Origin of the sequence: Gordonia sp. NPDC127522, assembly GCF_042672305.1 — a bacterium.
Taxonomy (GTDB): domain Bacteria; phylum Actinomycetota; class Actinomycetes; order Mycobacteriales; family Mycobacteriaceae; genus Gordonia; species Gordonia hongkongensis.
This window is the reverse complement of sequence record NZ_JBHXVK010000001.1, coordinates 641123-655841: the sequence shown is the minus strand read 5'-3', so window position 1 is coordinate 655841 and position 14719 is coordinate 641123. Positions and strand designations below refer to the sequence as shown.

At 66.8% G+C, this 14719-nt stretch carries 8 protein-coding genes; all 8 read right to left on the bottom strand.

Features of this window, described 5'->3' with window-relative positions; genetic code table 11:
- A complete protein-coding gene (locus tag ACFVHY_RS02995) occupies positions 1-3957 on the bottom strand; it encodes a DNA-directed RNA polymerase subunit beta' (RefSeq protein WP_058253299.1) in 3957 nt (1318 codons plus the stop codon).
- Positions 3958-4021: 64 nt separating this feature from the next.
- Entirely contained in the window at positions 4022-7528 is a 3507-nt protein-coding gene (locus ACFVHY_RS02990) for a DNA-directed RNA polymerase subunit beta (protein ID WP_175404366.1), read from the bottom strand.
- 343 nt (positions 7529-7871) lie between these two features.
- Entirely contained in the window at positions 7872-8945 is a 1074-nt protein-coding gene (locus ACFVHY_RS02985) for a hypothetical protein (protein ID WP_390268138.1), read from the bottom strand.
- Positions 8945-9598, bottom strand: coding sequence for a hypothetical protein (locus ACFVHY_RS02980; protein ID WP_390268135.1), 654 nt, complete (start codon positions 9596-9598; stop codon positions 8945-8947). Before ACFVHY_RS02980 ends, ACFVHY_RS02985 begins: the two co-directional genes overlap by 1 nt.
- Positions 9599-9700: 102 nt before the next feature.
- A complete protein-coding gene (locus tag ACFVHY_RS02975) occupies positions 9701-10942 on the bottom strand; it encodes an MCE family protein (RefSeq protein ID WP_065629269.1) in 1242 nt (413 codons plus the stop codon).
- A complete protein-coding gene (locus ACFVHY_RS02970) occupies positions 10939-12282 on the bottom strand; it encodes an MCE family protein (protein ID WP_390268131.1) in 1344 nt (447 codons plus the stop codon). Before ACFVHY_RS02970 ends, ACFVHY_RS02975 begins: the two co-directional genes overlap by 4 nt.
- Positions 12282-13613, bottom strand: a complete 1332-nt coding sequence (locus tag ACFVHY_RS02965) for an MCE family protein (RefSeq protein WP_058253303.1) — start codon at positions 13611-13613, stop codon at positions 12282-12284. Before ACFVHY_RS02965 ends, ACFVHY_RS02970 begins: the two co-directional genes overlap by 1 nt.
- Positions 13613-14719, bottom strand: a complete 1107-nt coding sequence (locus ACFVHY_RS02960) for an MCE family protein (protein ID WP_065629320.1) — start codon at positions 14717-14719, stop codon at positions 13613-13615. The genes ACFVHY_RS02965 and ACFVHY_RS02960 overlap by 1 nt, the downstream gene beginning before the upstream one ends.

The following is a 14719-nucleotide window of genomic DNA, read 5'->3' as shown; positions in this document are numbered from 1 at the left end:
CTACCGGTAGTCGTTGGAGAACCCGTAGTCGTCCAGCGGCACCGCAGCGCCGGCCGGAGCACCGAAGGTGCCGTCCGGGCTGTAGTAGGTGTCGTCGTAGGACGGCACCGCGTACGCCGCGGCACGAGCTTCCTCGGTCGGCTGAACCTGGATGTTGCGGTAGCGGTTGATACCGGTACCGGCCGGGATCAACTTACCGATGATCACGTTCTCCTTCAGACCGATCAGCTTGTCGCTGCGGCTGTTGATCGCCGCGTCGGTCAGGACACGCGTGGTCTCCTGGAACGACGCCGCCGACAGCCACGACTCGGTCGCCAGCGAGGCCTTGGTGATACCCATCAGCACCGGACGTCCGGCGGCGGGCTCGCCACCCTCGGTCACGACCTGACGGTTGGCCGCCTCGAACTCGGCACGCTCGACGAGCGAACCGGGCAGGAACTCGGTCGAACCGTGATCGATGATCGTCACGCGACGCAGCATCTGACGCACGATGGTCTCGATGTGCTTGTCGTGGATCGACACACCTTGGCTGCGGTAGACCTCCTGGACCTCGTTGACCAGGTGGATCTGCACCTGACGGGGACCCATGACGCGGAGCACCTCGTGCGGGTTGGCCGAGCCCTCCATGAGCTGCTGGCCGACCTCGACGTGGTCACCGTCGGCGAGGAGCCGCTCGGAACCGTCGTCGTGCTTGAACACGCGCAGACGCTGACGCTTCGAGATCTTGTCGATGACAACCTCTTCCGAACCATCGTCCGGGATGAGGGTGATCTTGTAGAAGCGGTCGTCGTCTTCGAGACGCACCCGGCCGGAGACCTCCGCGATCGGCGCGACGCCCTTGGGGACGCGGGCCTCGAAGAGCTCCTGGACACGCGGCAGACCACCGGTGATGTCGTCACCGACGCCACCCTGGTGGAACGTACGCATCGTCAGCTGGGTACCGGGCTCACCGATCGACTGGGCCGCGATGATACCGACGGCCTCGCCGATGTCGACGAGCTTGCCGGTGGCCATCGAACGGCCGTAGCACATCGCACACACACCGGTGCCGGTCCCACAGGTCAGGACCGAACGGACCTTCACCTGCGTGATGCCGGCGGCGAGCAGGGCCTCGATGGCCGGGTCGCCCAGGTCGTGACCGCGCTCGACGATGACGTTGCCGTCGGCGTCGACCGCGTCCTGCGCCAGCGTGCGGGCGTAGGTCGAGGTCTCGACGTGCGCGTCACGGATGAGCGTGCCGTCGGCCTGCTTCTCGGCGATGGTCGTGGTGATGCCACGCTCGGTGCCACAGTCGGTCTCGCGCACGATGACGTCCTGCGACACGTCCACCAGACGACGGGTCAGGTAACCCGAGTCGGCGGTACGAAGCGCGGTGTCGGCCAGACCCTTGCGGGCACCGTGCGTGTTGATGAAGTACTCGGCCACGGTCAGGCCCTCGCGGAACGAGGACTTGATCGGACGCGGGATGAACTCACCCTTCGGGTTGGTCACCAGACCCTTCATGCCCGCCAGCGAGCGGATCTGGGTCATGTTGCCCGCCGCACCCGACTTCACGATCATCGGGATCGGGTTGTCGTCCGGGTAGTGCGCCTCCATGGCCGCGCCGACCTCTTCGGTCGCCTGCTTCCAGATCTCCACGAGGGAGTCACGACGCTCGTCCGGGGTGAGGGCACCGCGCTGGAACTTGCGCTCCAGACCGTCGGCCCGCTCCTCGTACTTGTCGAGGATCTCCGCCTTCTGCGGCGGCACCAGCACGTCGGCCATCGAGACGGTGACGCCCGAACGGGTGGCCCAGTAGAAGCCGACGTCCTTCAGCTTGTCGACGGTCTGGGCGACCACGATCATCGGGTAGCGCTCGGCGAGATCGTTGATGATCACGGCCTGACGCTTCTTCGGCATCTGCTCGTTGACGAACGGGTACTCGATCGGCAACAGCTCGTTGAACAGCACCCGGCCCAGCGTGGTCTCGATGTCCCACGGCGAGCCGTACTTCCAGCCGTCGGGGAACTGCTCGGCCTCGATGTCGGCCGGCGGACGCTGGTCGGTCAGACGCACCTTGATGCGCGACTGCACGGTCAGCACACCGCGGTCGACGGCCATGATGGCCTCGGCCGGGGTCGAGTAGACACCACGCTCGACGTCGTCGCCGTTCGCCGGGGTGTACTCGCCCGCTGCACCCTCCTTGAGGGTGGTCAGGTAGTACAGACCGGTCACCATGTCCAGACGCGGCATGGCGAGCGGACGGCCCGACGCCGGCGACAGGATGTTGTTCGACGACAGCATCAGGATGCGCGCCTCGGCCTGCGCCTCCGCCGACAGCGGGAGGTGCACGGCCATCTGGTCACCGTCGAAGTCGGCGTTGAAGGCCTCACACACCAGCGGGTGGAGCTGAATGGCCTTGCCCTCCACCAGCTGCGGCTCGAAGGCCTGGATGCCGAGGCGGTGCAGCGTCGGTGCACGGTTCAGCAACACCGGGTGCTCGGCGATGACCTCTTCGAGGACGTCCCACACCGCGGGGCGCTGACGCTCGACCATGCGCTTGGCCGACTTGATGTTCTGCGCCTGGTTCAGGTCGACCAGACGCTTCATCACGAACGGCTTGAACAGCTCGAGAGCCATCAGCTTCGGCAGACCGCACTGGTGCAGCTTGAGCTGCGGGCCGACCACGATGACCGAACGGCCCGAGTAGTCGACGCGCTTGCCGAGCAGGTTCTGACGGAAACGACCCTGCTTGCCCTTGAGCAGATCGCTCAACGACTTCAGCGGGCGGTTGCCCGGCCCGGTGACCGGACGGCCACGACGACCGTTGTCGAACAGGGCGTCGACCGACTCCTGCAGCATCCGCTTCTCGTTGTTGACGATGATCTCGGGAGCACCCAGATCGATCAGTCGCTTGAGGCGGTTGTTGCGGTTGATGACGCGGCGGTACAGATCGTTCAGGTCGGAGGTCGCGAAGCGGCCACCGTCGAGCTGCACCATCGGACGCAGCTCCGGCGGGATCACCGGCACGGCGTCGAGGACCATGCCCAGCGGCGAGTTGCCCGACTGCTGGAACGCTGCGACGACCTTGAGTCGCTTGAGCGCGCGCAGCTTCTTCTGGCCCTTGCCGCTGCGGATGGTCTCGCGCAGCGACTCGGCCTCGGCGTCGATGTCGAAGGTCTCCAGGAGCTTCTTGATCGCCTCAGCGCCCATCGAACCCTGGAAGTACTCGCCGTAGCGCTCTTCGAGCTGACGGTAGAGCTTCTCGTCGATGATGAGGTCGCCCGGGGCGAGCTTGACGAACTTGTCCCAGATCTCCTCGAGACCGTCGAGCTCACGCTGGGCGGCGTCGCGCATACGACGCATCTCGCGGTCGGCACCGTCGCGCACCTTGCGGCGCACGTCGGCCTTGGCACCCTCGGCCTCCAGCTCGGCGAGATCCTGCTCGAGCTTCTGCTGACGCTCGTTGAGGTCGACGTCGCGCTGATCGGCGACAGCCTTCTTCTCGACCTCCATCTCGGCCTCGAGCGTCGAGAGCTCGTTGTGGCGGAGCTCGTCGTCGACCGCGGTGATCACGTAGGCGGCGAAGTAGATGATCTTCTCGAGATCCTTCGGCGCCAGGTCGAGCAGGTAGCCCAGCCGGCTCGGGACACCCTTGAAGTACCAGATGTGCGTGACCGGGGCGGCCAGCTCGATGTGGCCCATGCGCTCACGGCGCACCTTGGCCTTGGTCACCTCGACGCCGCAGCGCTCACAGATGATGCCCTTGAAGCGGACGCGCTTGTACTTGCCGCAGTAGCACTCCCAGTCACGGGTCGGGCCGAAGATCTTCTCGCAGAACAGGCCGTCCTTCTCCGGCTTGAGCGTGCGGTAGTTGATCGTCTCCGGCTTCTTGACCTCACCGTATGACCAGTTGTGGATGTCGTCGGCCGTGGCCAGGCCGATCTTCAGTTCGTCGAAAAAGTTGACGTCGAGCACTTGTTACCTTTCCAGAGCTCTGTTGTCAGTGGCCGGGGCGAAACCCGGCCGGGTGAGGGTCAGATCAGTTGGCGAGATCGTCGACGGTGGCCGACTCGTTGCGCGACAGGTTGATTCCGAGGTTGGCAGCGGCGCGCTCCAGGTCCTCGTCGTCGGTGTCGTGCATCTCGATGGCGGCACCGTCGGAGCTGAGCACCTCGACGTTCAGGCACAGCGACTGAAGCTCCTTCAGCAGCACCTTGAACGACTCGGGGATACCCGGCTCCGGGATGTTCTCGCCCTTGACGATCGCCTCGTAGACCTTGACGCGGCCCACCACGTCGTCCGACTTGATGGTCAGCAGTTCCTGCAGCGTGTACGCGGCGCCGTAGGCCTGCATGGCCCAGCACTCCATCTCACCGAAGCGCTGACCACCGAACTGCGCCTTACCGCCCAGCGGCTGCTGGGTGATCATCGAGTACGGACCGGTCGAACGGGCGTGGATCTTGTCGTCGACCAGGTGGTGCAGCTTGATGATGTACATGTAGCCGACCGACACCGGGTACGGGAACGGCTCGCCGGAACGACCGTCGAACAGCGTCGCCTTGCCGTCGCCGTTGACCATGACCTCGCCGTCGCGGTTCGGCAGCGTCGAGGACAGCAGTCCGGTCAGCTCCTCCTCGCGGGCGCCGTCGAACACCGGGGTGGCGGTGTTGGTGTCGGGCTCGGCCGAGTACATGTCCTCGGGCAGACGCGACGCCCACTCCGGCACACCCTCGGCGACGTTGATGTTCCAGCCGGCCTTGGCCACCCACCCGAGGTGGGTCTCCAGGATCTGTCCGATGTTCATACGCCGCGGCACACCGTGGGTGTTGAGGATGATGTCGACGGGGGTGCCGTCGGGCAGGAACGGCATGTCCTCCTGCGGGAGGATCTTGCCGATGACGCCCTTGTTGCCGTGACGACCGGCGAGCTTGTCGCCGTCCTGGATCTTGCGCTTCTGGGCCACGTACACGCGGACCAGCTCGTTGACGCCGGGAGCCAGGTCGTCGTCGTCCTCGCGGCTGAACACGCGTACGCCGATGACCTTGCCGGTCTCGCCGTGCGGCACCTTCAGCGAGGTGTCGCGGACCTCGCGGGCCTTCTCACCGAAGATCGCACGCAGCAGACGCTCTTCCGGGGTCAGCTCGGTCTCGCCCTTCGGGGTGACCTTGCCGACCAGGATGTCGCCGTCGCGGACCTCGGCACCGATGCGCACGATGCCGCGCTCGTCGAGATCGGCGAGGACCTCGTCGGAGACGTTCGGGATGTCCCGGGTGATCTCCTCGGCACCGAGCTTGGTGTCGCGGGCGTCGATCTCGTGCTCCTCGATGTGGATCGAGGTGAGCACGTCCTCCTCCACGAGCCGCTGGCTCAGGATGATCGCGTCCTCGTAGTTGTGGCCCTCCCACGGCATGATCGCCACGAGCAGGTTCTTGCCGAGCGCCATCTCACCGTTCTCGGTGCAGGGGCCGTCGGCGAGGACCTGGCCGGACTCCACGCGCTGGCCCTCGTCCACGATCGGACGCTGGTTGGCGCAGGTGCCGTGGTTGGAGCGCGCGAACTTGCGCATCCGGTAGGTGTCGCGGGTGCCGTCGTCGGACATGACGGTGATGTAGTCGGCCGAGACCTCTTCCACCACACCGGTCTTCGACGACACGATGACGTCACCGGCGTCGACGGCGGCACGCAGCTCCATGCCGGTACCGACCAGCGGCGACTCGTTGCGCACCAGCGGCACGGCCTGACGCTGCATGTTCGCACCCATCAGGGCGCGGTTGGCGTCGTCGTGCTCGAGGAACGGGATCATCGCGGTCGCGACGGACACCATCTGACGTGGCGAGACGTCGAGGTACTCGACATCGGTCGCGCCGACGAACTCCACCTCGGAGCCCTTCTTGCGCACCAGGACACGCTCGTCGGTGATGCGTCCGCTGCCGTCGAAGTTGGTGTTCGCCTGACCGATGAGGAAGCGGTCCTCCTCGTCGGCGGTCATGTACTCGATGTCGTCGGAGACGACGCCGTCGACGACCTTGCGGTACGGGGTCTCGATGAATCCGAACGGGTTGACCCGCGCGTACACCGACAGCGAACCGATCAGACCGATGTTCGGACCCTCAGGGGTCTCGATCGGGCACATGCGGCCGTAGTGCGACGGGTGCACGTCGCGCACCTCGAGGCCGGCACGCTCACGGCTCAGACCACCCGGGCCCAGCGCCGACAGACGACGCTTGTGGGTCAGACCCGACAGCGGGTTGTTCTGGTCCATGAACTGCGACAGCTGGCTGGTTCCGAAGAACTCCTTGATCGCCGCCACGACGGGACGGATGTTGATCAGGGTCTGCGGGGTGATCGCCTCGACGTCCTGAGTGGTCATGCGCTCACGCACGACACGCTCCATACGCGAGAGGCCCACGCGGATCTGGTTCTGGATCAGCTCGCCGACGGTACGCAGGCGACGGTTGCCGAAGTGGTCGATGTCGTCGACCTCGACGGGCACCTCGACGCCACCGGGGACGGTCATGTAGGTGGTGGTGTGCGGGTCGGCCTCGTGCAGACGCACCAGGTACTCGACGGTCGCGATGATGTCCTCGCGGGTCAGCGTGGACTCGCCCACCATCGGGTTGCCGGTCAGACCCAGCTTCTTGTTGACCTTGTAACGGCCCACGCGGGCGAGGTCGTAACGCTTGTCCTTGAAGAACAGATTCTCCAGGAGGTTCTCCGCGGACTCCTTGGTCGGCGGCTCACCCGGGCGCAGCTTGCGGTAGACCTCGAGCAGCGCCTCGTCCTGGTTGCCGGTGTTGTCCTTCTCCAGCGTCGACATCATGATCTCGGAGAAACCGAACCGCTCGGTGATCTCCTCGGCGGTGAAGCCGAGCGCCTTGAGCAGCACGGTGACCGGCTGACGGCGCTTGCGGTCGATACGCACACCCACGGTGTCGCGCTTGTCGACGTCGAACTCGAGCCACGCACCGCGACCCGGGATCACCTTGACGGTGTGCAGGGTCTTCTCGGTGGTCTTGTCGATCGAGGCGTCGAAGTACACGCCGGGGCTGCGGACCAGCTGGCTCACCACGACACGCTCGGTGCCGTTGATGATGAAGCTGCCCTTTTCGGTCATGATCGGGAAGTCGCCCATGAAGACGGTCTGCGACTTGATCTCGCCGGTGTTGTTGTTGATGAACTCCGCGGTGACGAACAGCGGCGCCGCGTAGGTCATGTCCTTGTCCTTGCACTCCTCGACGGAGGCCTTGACCTCGTCGAAGTGCGGCTCGGAGAACGACAGGGACATCGAACCGGAGAAGTCCTCGATCGGGGACAGCTCGTGGAGGATGTCCTCGAGGCCACCGGTCGGGTTCTCGTCGCCGCGGGCGATCGCCTTCGCGCGCCACTCCGGCGAACCGACGAGCCATTCGAACGAATCGAGTTGGAGGTCGAGGAGGCCCGGGACCTCCAGCGGCTCGCTGATCTTTGCAAACGACGCGCGATGCGGCGCGCCGGGGATTGTTGAGGTGGACTGGCGGTTGACTGCCAAGATGCGTCCTTCCAACACGACGTTATTCACAACCTAGATGTGCAGTACGTGGCTTGATGGGCCGTTCGCTGGTGACACCCTGGAATCGGCGATCACCGCAGCACACACGTCTAGAGAGTGGCCGAAGAAGGATCGATAGATGGACAGGAGGCAGCCAGCGCAACGTCCAACTGTAGCAGAAAATAGACGCACTTTGTCAAGCCGTCTGGAAAGCGATTTCGCGCGGGTGGCTGCCTGCACGTCGATCGCTGGTCACAGCCTGGCCCGACATCGCCTCCACGTCAAGCGCTACGCGCGAATTTCGCGAAGTCGGTGTCGAACTCGGCGTCCGACCTGGTGATGAGGGGGCGACGCACCTCGATCAGAAGGGCTCGACCGCCCGGATCCGCCACTGGTCGCCCTCACGCACCATCGCGAACTGGGCGCGCGGTGCACCGCTGTTGGTGGCCATGCTGTTCTGCGTCTCGCTCACCACCAGGTTCGCGATGACGGTCGCGGTCGCGCCGTCGTCGGCGCCGGAGAGGTCCCGGACGCCGATCGCGTCGACCCGGCACTCCGCACCCGTCTTGGTCTGCGTGATCAGCTCGCGCTGCGCCTTCAGCGTCTCGTCGAACTCGGTGCGGGCCTGCCCGGTCAACGCGTCCTGCGCCCGCCGCTGCCATTCGTCGAGCTCGGTGTGGTCGTACCCGAACACCGCGCAGATCCGTTCCTGGGCCTGCGAGGTGAGCTGCGATGTCGACTCCTGGTCCACGAACGCCTTGTTCGGTCCGATCTCGGCGCCCGGATGGAACGCGAGGATGGCGGCGATGACGAACAACACGGCCGCGATGCCCGCCAGCACTCCGGTACGGATGCCGAGGGGATTGCGGGAGGCACCCCTCCCCCGCCGGTCCCGCCTGCCGGGACGCCGGCCCATCGGCCGGTTCGGCTTGTCGGGCGACCCGGCCGGCGCCGGGGTGTCTCCGCGGCGCAGGGTCGAGACCCGCGCGACCGGTTTGGTCTTGGGTTTGGTGGGCTCGGGTGTGGTCGACTCCGCGGGAGTGGACTTCTCCAGGTCGACGGTGTCGGCCTTCGCGGTGTCGGCCTCGGTGGGGTCGGCCTCGGCGGGGTTGGCTTCGGTGGTGCCGTCACCAGGCCCTTCGTGGCTCGTCGCTTTCGCTCCTCGCACCTCAGGGAGCAAGGGGGACGCAGCTTCGCCCGACACCTCAGGGGGCAGAGGGGTTGTTGCGTCGTCCGACACCTCAGGGGGCAGGGGGGTTGATGCGTCGTCCGACACCTCAGGGGGCAGGGGGGTTGATGCGTCGTCCGACACCTCAGGGGGCAGAGCAGCGGCTTTCTCTGTTCGCACCTCAGAGGGCGGAGAAGTCCGGCCGGCGACCTTCGGGGTCGGGCGGCGCTTCGGGGTGGGCTTCTTCTTACCGCGGTCCGGTCCCATCAGTTGCCCCCTTCCGGAGCCGGGGCCGGGGCCGCGGGGGCAGGTGCGCCACCGCCGTCGGCGTAGGCGATGCCCTCCAGACCGAGGATGTTCTCGGCCTTCCAGGTGTCGCCGTCCTTGGTCATGCTGACGTCGAAGCCGCGTGTCTCGTCGATCCCGGGCTGGCCGGGGCGTTCGAGCGTCGTCACGACGTAGACGAGCACCTTGGCCTTCTGCTCGTCGGCGTCGACCTCGCTCGGTGCGCTGCGCAAGAGCCGCGCGCTCAGCTTGGCGGTGTTCGGTCCGGCGGTCCCGAGCATGTCGAGCACGTTGCCGCCCTCACCGTCGTCCTCACTGCCGAGCACCTCGTCCTTGGCCTTCCCGGTCAGGGACGCCTCCGCGCGCTTGCGGAAGCCGTCGACGTCGGCCGGGTCGATCGTCGTGATGTTGAGGACGGCCTGCTCGGCCGCCTGGGTGGCGGCGTCGCGCGTCTCCTGCGCCGGGTACTCGTCGAAGTAGACGCTGTAGGCCCGCACACCGAACACGGCGACGAGCACCACGCCGACCACGACCGCCACGGCAGCCAGGACGAACGGTGCGGACTTCGCCGCCCGCCGCAGGGCGGGACGGGGGCCGCCGGGCTTGTTCTCTGTCGGTTCTGCGGTGCCAGTCATCGGGAACACACTGTATATATCGCTCCTGAGCGCAAGCCAAGGCCGAGGTTCGGACCGTGGGAGGTCCGATCAGGGGCGGCGACGCTCGTCGGGTGGTCGGGTCTAGCGCGGCCGGACGCCGAGCAGCGCTGCGAGCTGCTGGGCGAGCGGGTTGAGGTTGAGCTTGTCGGGATCCTTCTTGGGGGTGTTGTCCCACGGCTGCGGGTACGCCGGGTTGGCGTACTGGGCACGCTCGGCACTGCGGACACCCGTCGGATTACCGAACGGCACCGTACATTTCGCCTCGGTGTTGAACGCGAAGTCGTCGTAGTGGACGTCGAAGTCCGGGTTCTGGCGACGAGCCTCGGCCAACACCGCGTCGGTGCTCTCGTATCCGCGCGTACAGGCCGCGGGGTTGTTCGTCTCCAGGACGACACCGAAGTGGATCTGGCCGTCGCCCGGCGCGGGTGCGTGGCTCCCCGCCGACAGCGCGGAGAGCATCGCGAACGTCGTCGACGTCGTGTAGGTCGCCGGCTCGATCGTGCGGGCCACCTCGGCGAGATCCTTCACGACCTTCGACAGGTCGTTTCCGTTCTTCTGGATCAGCTCCGAGATCTGCGTCGCCGACAACGTGCCCGTGGTGAGCAGTCGCCGCAGGTCGGGATCGGCCGAGGCGAGGGTCGCGGTCACCAGGTTCAGGTTGCGCGACCAGGTCAGGATCGCGTCGGACTGGTCGGCCTGCGTGTCGAGCACGACGTTCGAGTTCTGGATGAGCGCCACCGTCTCGCTCAGGTTGTCGACGCCGGCCCGCGAGAGCTTGCCGAGCGAGTCGACGAGGCGGGTCAGGTTCTCGCCCTGGCCGTTGAACGCGTTGCCGAGTTCGGTGATGACCGTGTTCAGGTCGTCGACCGGGATCGAATCGGTGAAGTCGATCGCCGAGGCCACCACGTCCTCGAGCGGCTCGGGCAGCGCGTACTTGGTGATCGTGTCGCCGCCCTTCAGGTACGGCCCCTCCGACGACGTCGGCTGCAGATCGACGAACTGCTCACCGATCGCCGACCGGTTCGCGACGACCGCGGTCGCCGACGCCGGGATCTCCGGCCCGCCCGAGTCGATGTCGAGAGCGACGTCCACACCGTCGGGCGTCAGCGTCAGCTTGCCGACGCGACCCACGGGCACACCCTGATAGGTGACCTCGGCGTTGGTGAAGATGCCGCCGGAGTCGGGCAGCTTGGCGGTGACCGTGTACATGCCGACACCGGCCAGCTTGTCCAGACGGGCGTACTTCGCGCCCACGTAGACCAGCGCCACCAGGCCGACGACGACGAACACGATCAGCTGGATCTTGACGAGCTTGCCGATCATCGTCCACCTCCTGACGGGTCGGATGCCGGGTTCCCGGCGGACGCCGCCGGAGCGAGCCCCATGGCGGCCAGCGGACCGTCGAGGATGCCCTGACCGGGCACCGCCGGGGTCGGCATCTGACCGGCCGCATCGGCCGGGCGTGAGAACGACGCGGGGTAGGTGCCACCCGACGGCGGGGTGTTCGGTCCCGGACGTGAGTTCGGGGCCGGCGGGAGCAGCGTGATCGTCGGCCAGCCGTAGCGCGGGCCGTTGCCGCGGTAGTACGGGTTGCGCCGGTCGACCGGCACGTTCACCCGAGCGGGCGGGACGTACCTCGGGGTCCCCTGGCCGACACCGAGCGCCTCGAGCTGATTGAGCACGCGGAGGTCCAGCGTCATGAACAGGTTGGTCGAGTCACCGCGCACACCCGGCAGCAACCAGTCCGGGAACGGATGCGTGAGCATCAGCGGCGCGGCGGTGATCAGATCCGGAGCCGCCGCGGCGAGCTGCGTCAGCACCGGCCGCAACGCCTTCAGGTCGTTGATCAGCGCCTTGCGCGACTTGCCCAGCACGTCGGTACCGACCTGGCCGAGCTCGTCGAGCTTGGTCAGCAGTTCGACGAACTGCGGACGCTGCTCCTCGAGCACCTCGACGCCCGCGGGCAGCTGCTTCAGGATGCGGTCGATCTGCGCGGTCTGCGCGGCGGTCCGGGTGGACAGCTCGGCCAGGCCGTCGATCGCGGTGATGATGTCGTCGCGCTGACGGTTGAGGCCGGCGATCAGGTCCTCGGTCTCGCCGATCAGGTCGCGCACCTTGTCGGTCCGGCCGTCGAGTGCCTTGTTGAGCTCGGTGACGATCGGCTGCAGCTGGTTGAGGCCACCGCCGTTGAGCAGCAGCGCGAGCGCCCCGAGGACCTGTTCGATGTCGGTGGCGGTCCGCGTCCGCGACACCGGGATCGGCTGGTCCGGATTCTGGCGCGGCGCGTCGGCACTGCCGTCGGGTTCGGTGAGCGACACGAACTTCTCACCGAGGAGCGAGGTCTGCTGCACGCTCGCCTCGGCCTCGTCGGACAGGTCGACGTTGTTCTGCACCTCGACGGTGACCTGGGCGAACCACTGATCGGTCGGCACCTCGACCTTGGTCACGCGCCCGACCGGGATGCCGTCGCGCTTGACCATCGACTGCGGCACGAGGTCGAGCACGTCGTCGAACTGGATCTTGTACGTGCGCGCGTTGTCGCCGGTGTTCACGCCGCCGGGCAGCGGGATCGACTGGATGCCGTTCGACATACAACCGGTCACCAGCAGGGTCAGCGACAGCGCGGCGCCGGCCATCGCCGTACGCATCGACGTGCGGTTCATCAGTTGCCTCCCCGGGGTCGCGGGGTGGTCGACGAGGAGGCCGGGGCCCGCTCCGACGGCGGGTTGCCGATCTCCGGGTCGGGGTTGCCCGGGACGGTGCCCGGCACCGGCGCACGCTGCAGCTTGTTGTTGCTCATGATGCCGAAGGGCAGCACGGGCAGCAGCGGCTCGAGGACGCCTTCCTGGATCTGTTCACCGATCTCCTCGCACTGGCTGATCAGCGGCCGCAGGGTGTCGCTGAACTGATCGGCGGCCGGGTTGCCCGGCAGCAGCTTGCCGAGGTCGAGCAGGCGACACTGGGCACCGATCAGATCCTGCAGGTCCGGGATCGTCAGGCGCATCGACAGCGTGCCCGACTCGGCGTCGTAGGCGTTGATCAGGTTGTTCACCGTGATCGGCAGCACGGTCAGGACCTCTTTGAGGTTGTTCTTCTGATCGAGCAGGGCCTGGGTCGTCGGCTGCAGGTCCTTCACCGTCTCCCCGATCTGCTCACGGTTGTCGGCGAGGAAGGTCGCCACGTCGCCGAGAGCGATCGAGAGCTTGTTCAGCGCGGCGGCGAGTTGCTCGCGCTCACCGGCGAGGAACTGGTTGAACGAGGCCATCTGCGTATTGAACTGCCGCACCTGGGCGTCGTTCTCGCGCAGCGCGCCGACGAAGACGTTCAGGTTCTTGACGGTGTCGAAGAGGTTGCCGCGCGAGTCGCTGAGAGTCGTCGACGCCTTCGACAATCCCTCGATGGCCGCGCCGAGCTTCTCGCCGTTGCCCTCGAGGTTCTCCGCGCCGGTGGTGACGAGTTCACTCACCGCACCCTGCCGGCCGGTGCCGTCGGTCTTGTTGGCGCCATCGGGTCCGAGAGCGTCGGACAGCTCCTTGACACTCGCGTAGATCTGGTCGACCTCCACCGGGACCATCGTCTGGTCGACGGAGAGCGTGAGGTCGCGAGGCGCCTTCTCCCCGCCCGTGTAGGCCGGGGTCAGCTGGACGTAGCGATCCGCGACGACCGACGGGATGATCTGCACCGCACGGACATCCGCGGGCAGCTCGACACCGCGGTCGACGGTCATCGTCACCTTGACGGTGTCGCCCTCCGGCGTGACCGAGTCGACTTTGCCGACCGCCACCCCGAGCACGCGAACATCGGAGCCCTCGTAGATGCCGACCGACCGCTTGAAGGTCGCGGTGATCTTGGTGGTGCCGACCGAGGTGAAAACCCACCACAGCGCACCCGCGACGATGAGCGCGAGGATCAGCCCGATCACGAGCACCACGATGTGCCGCGGCGTGAACCAGCGACCGGGACCCGAGTTCTGGGTCAGGTCTGGTGCGGTCATCAGCCGACCCCCGTTCCGGCCTGGTTCTCCATGGCCTGCTTGTTCGGCGGCCGCGTCGTGTTCTGCTGCGGCAGTGCCGGCGGAAGGAGGTTCACGACCGACGACTCGAACCATCGACCGTTGCCGAGCACGTTCGCGTACAGGCGGTAGAAGGGCGCCATGTACTTGATCGAGTCGCGGATGTTCTGGTTCTGCCGCTGCAGCAGCTCGTTCACGCCCTTCAACGCGTCGAGCGCCGGTCCGATCTGTTCCTCGTTGTCGCGCACGATGCCGGTGAGCGAATCACCAAGGCTCGTGGTGCTGGCCAGCAACGCCGAGATGTTGCGCTGGCGGTTGTTCAGCTCGTCGAGCAACTGACCGGCGCCGCCGATGAGGCGCACGAACTCCTCGTTGCGGTCGGCCAGGATCTTCGAGGTGTCCTTCGTCGCGGCGAGCAGTCGCTGCACCTCTTGGTCGCGGCTCGAGATCGTCTGCGACAGACGGGCGATGCCGTCGAGCGCCGGTCCCGTGGTACCCGCGGTCCCCGAGAAGGTGTCCGACAGCACGCGCATCGACTCGGCCAGCTGGTCGTTGTCGAGTTCGCCGATCTGCTCGGCCGCACCGGAGAACGCCTCGATGACGTCATACGGGGCGACCGTGTCGGTCAGCGGGACGTCGGGATCGGCGGGCTCGCTGCCACGCGGATTCAACGACAGGAACTTCTGACCGAGGATCGTCTTGATCTGGATCGTCGCCTGGGTCTGGTCACCGATCCAGGTGTTCTCCACCCGGAAGGTCACGTTGACGCGGTCCCCGTCCAGGGTGACGTCGTCGACCTCGCCCACCTTCACGCCCGCGACGCGGACCTCGTTGCCCGGCTTGAGGCCGGCGGCCTCGGTGAACTTCGCCGTGTAGCGCGCACCCGCGCCGAGCAGCGGCAGTTCGGCGAGATAGAACGAGCTGAGTCCGAGCATCATCAGGATGAGGATGCCGATGGCGCCGATGCTGACCGGGCTGCGCCGGCCACCGAAGCGCCGGTGCGGATGCTGCACCGGGGCGTCAGCCGCGTCGCGTTCGTCGTCGTTCACATTCGGGTCACGCGGGTTCGGATCGTTGTTGTCTGCCAT

Bases quoted from the DNA above. Each gene is read 5' to 3' on its own strand.
- ACFVHY_RS02985 (WP_390268138.1), bottom strand. From the start codon at position 8,945: ATGGGACCGGACCGCGGTAAGAAGAAGCCCACCCCGAAGCGCCGCCCG.
- ACFVHY_RS02980 (WP_390268135.1), bottom strand. From the start codon at position 9,598: ATGACTGGCACCGCAGAACCGACAGAGAACAAGCCCGGCGGCCCCCGT.
- ACFVHY_RS02975 (WP_065629269.1), bottom strand. From the start codon at position 10,942: ATGATCGGCAAGCTCGTCAAGATCCAGCTGATCGTGTTCGTCGTCGTC.
- ACFVHY_RS02970 (WP_390268131.1), bottom strand. From the start codon at position 12,282: ATGAACCGCACGTCGATGCGTACGGCGATGGCCGGCGCCGCGCTGTCG.
- ACFVHY_RS02965 (WP_058253303.1), bottom strand. From the start codon at position 13,613: ATGACCGCACCAGACCTGACCCAGAACTCGGGTCCCGGTCGCTGGTTC.
- ACFVHY_RS02960 (WP_065629320.1), bottom strand. From the start codon at position 14,719: ATGGCAGACAACAACGATCCGAACCCGCGTGACCCGAATGTGAACGAC.